Raw genomic sequence first — 471 nt, 5'->3', positions numbered from 1 at the left:
CACGCCCGTCAAGAAGCAGCGCATGGACCCGAGCGGACGCGACACTGGGTATTTTCTCCCCGAGCAGGGCCGGCCGAATCAGAACTACCTCACACTTACTCGTCCGGCACCTAACGGTTACGCGCCGGTTGACCCGGTGCTGGTAAGTTTGTGGACCTGATGATGGGATAAAGCAATGGGCCTTCGGGCCCATTTTCGCAACCACGTACTTGTTAAGGAGTACAAAATGGCAGTTGAAATTCAAGCAGCAAACCGGCTGGTGGCCTCCGAAAAATGGAGTCACGATGTGCACACCAAGAAGCATCCTCCGGAAGGCAAGTTCGCGGATGGAAGCGCCGAATCAATCGCAGAGTGGGCTGAGCGTAGCCATAACGGAAATATCGGCAAAGCAATTCAGTCAATCTCGTTCTATCTGAATCGCGGAGGCAAAAACCTGAGCGATGAACAGAAGTCGAAAGTGGAACACGCCAA

General features: G+C 53.9%; 1 protein-coding gene. It reads left to right on the top strand.

The genetic code is table 11. From position 1 onward, the window contains the following. Positions 1-226: 226 nt before the first annotated feature. Positions 227-471 (top strand): hypothetical protein (locus tag AC30CM_RS27025; RefSeq protein WP_490119979.1); only part of this gene is annotated, 245 nt, incomplete at its 3' end.

The organism is Mycobacterium sp. DHQP2018-32-09 (genome assembly GCF_058148405.1).
This window is presented reverse-complemented; position numbering and strand designations above follow the sequence as displayed.